Source organism: Chitinophaga sp. (genome assembly GCF_035564935.1).
Taxonomy (GTDB): Bacteria; Bacteroidota; Bacteroidia; order Chitinophagales; family Chitinophagaceae; genus Chitinophaga.
The window spans coordinates 1-2,273 of the sequence record NZ_DATMTE010000989.1 but is presented as its reverse complement, the minus strand read 5'-3'; the positions used below and the strand labels follow the sequence as shown (position 1 = coordinate 2,273).

The 2,273-nt window shown below is 44.8% G+C and carries 2 protein-coding genes; both read right to left on the bottom strand.

Annotation, left to right across the window (positions count from 1 at the left end):
* Positions 1-1,368, bottom strand: a 1,368-nt coding sequence (locus tag VN105_RS25610) for a PKD-like family lipoprotein (protein WP_325645606.1), incomplete at its 3' end; no start/stop codon positions are given.
* A gap of 93 nt (positions 1,369-1,461) precedes the next feature.
* Positions 1,462-2,217 (bottom strand): DUF4843 domain-containing protein, encoded by a 756-nt coding sequence (locus VN105_RS25605; RefSeq protein WP_325645604.1) that lies wholly within the window; start codon positions 2,215-2,217, stop codon positions 1,462-1,464.
* Between the last annotated feature and the right edge of the window lie 56 nt (positions 2,218-2,273).

Below are 2,273 nucleotides of genomic sequence, written 5' to 3'. Positions count from 1 at the left end.
ATTGATGTCGGGGACGGTATATATATCGAGTATACCGGAGTTTTCCGGTTGCCCCTGGATATAAGTGCCTACCAGTAATTTTTTGCTGAGAGTGGTATAGTAAACGGCATTGGAAGCGGCCGCATAGGTAGAGGCAAACGGCTGGAATTTCAGGAGTGAAATTTTCCTGCTGCCATAGTCATGCATAAGAATGCTGCGCCTGGAGGCGTGATCATATTCGTACACTTTTCCACCTGCGTTATAGAACAAATAACCAAGCTCGGGGCTTACTGCAAATGTTTCTGCGTCCGCAATATTATCGCCTGTGATCTCTGCAAAATAATTCTGTTTACCTGCCACAGTGAAGCGTGCCAGGAAACGCTTGCCGGTAGCCTTGTTTTCTAATACTGCAAATACTTCCCCGCTGTTGAAAGGAACAAAGGTGGCATAAAGAAGGTCCATGCCTGTACTGAAATTAAAAAGGTCGCCATTGGGCAGGGTAAGACAGGTGGTACCTGAACCCGGATAACGCAGGAAGGTTTTGTTGTCGTCATTGAAGATGATAGTGGCTCCTGAAGAAGAATTTTGTCCTACCCAGCGCGATGCATTGAACAATGCAGTACCACCGTCCTGAGTGTTGATGGGATTGGTAATGGAACTGAATCCCATGGAATAGATGTTTTTATTAACGTAAAGCAAACCTCCATACATGCGGAGATTGATATCTGCCCCGGTCCAGTCGGTGACAGGCTCCGATACCGCCATAAAATTTTTCAGGTCATAAGCCGGTACATAGTCCAGTGAGTCCAGCCCCAGTAACACTGCATTTTTACTTGTAGCCACAAATATACCGAGGGAGCCATTGGTGGGGCCTCCCACCATTGAGAACTGGGTGGCTATAAATGAAGGTGTGCCGGTTGTTTTATAGGCAGAACGTACTTGTTTAAGGATATCCGGGTACAACGTATCACTGTTACCCCTGTGCGAAATCATATCCAGGCGGCTGTTACCGTTTTCAAGGTCGCACAGTATCATCCATCCTTCATAGGAGGGCGCACCTACGTTCAGGGTAAAGTAAGTGTCGGTGAATACACCGGTCCTTTTATCGGTAACACGGTAGTACATGGCATAAAGACCATAGTCAAGCGTAATGATGGTATCCAGGTTCTTTGCTGTGGAAATGATGGTAGGGGCCATCGTGTATCCCACCAGGTGATCGGCTACCCAGTTATAGGTATAGTTAGCGGTATCTTCATGCACATCATCTGAAAATTTCAGCACGGGTTTAATTTGCACACGTGTGCCGTAATCCAGTAAGTAGGCGGAATCTACTCCCTGTATGGAGACGCGGTTGATAGGTGTGTAGTTGTAGTTGCCTTTGTCTTTCATACATGCTGTAAGCAGACATGCAAAAATGAAAAAAAGGAGTATTGGCTTATAATGATAAGTGTTCATGTGCGTTGATAATAAGATGAAAGAATGTTATTGAACAGCAGGCCCCATTTTCATTTCGGTCCCATCTTCTTCAGTGATCAGTTTACCTTCATTCTTCTGGTTGGTAAGATAGGCCTGGAACTGGCGTGCATAGTTGGTGAGCTGTGTAGCGGAGTACAGCGTACCGGAGTAAAACCGCATTAGCACGAGCGTTTGATTAGCAATGAGCAGTTCCAGTTTTTTACGCGAGTAGGTGCCAAGTGCATCGCTGTTGTTATCCCACAGATCCGGTTTGGGCAGGATATCTGCTACGATGATTTCCAGTCTGGTGGCTGATATTATATTTGCCGCAGCATAGTTGTATACAGTCATGTTTGTCTGGAAATTATTATTGGGATTAAGTTTCAGAAAAAGTGAAACGGTTTTTTCACGCAGGTCGGCAGGCCGGAGTATTTTTACAGGCACCAGTTGCCGGTTGGCATTGGAAGGTATACGCAGGCTATCGGTAACGGGCAAACGATAATGTTTATTTGCCACGGCGGTGGTAATAGCTTCATCCGCCGTCATATTAAACAACCTGGTATCTGCTGTTACCTTTCCCATCAGGTTCACATAAAACCCTGTGCTGTCTTCGGTTTTGTTTCCCCTGAAAGCAAAGTTAATATAGATGGTATCGTAGTTGGCACCTGACCTGGTATAGGAAAAGTATACATTATTTTCGTTTGTGTAACGCAGCAGTTCACTTTTGGTGCATCCTGTAACAAAAGCGGCCATAAAGAGAAAATATATTGGAAAGTATTTCATGTTATTGCATTGATACATTTTAAGAAGAGGACGATTATCTGAAAGTGGTTTCAGAT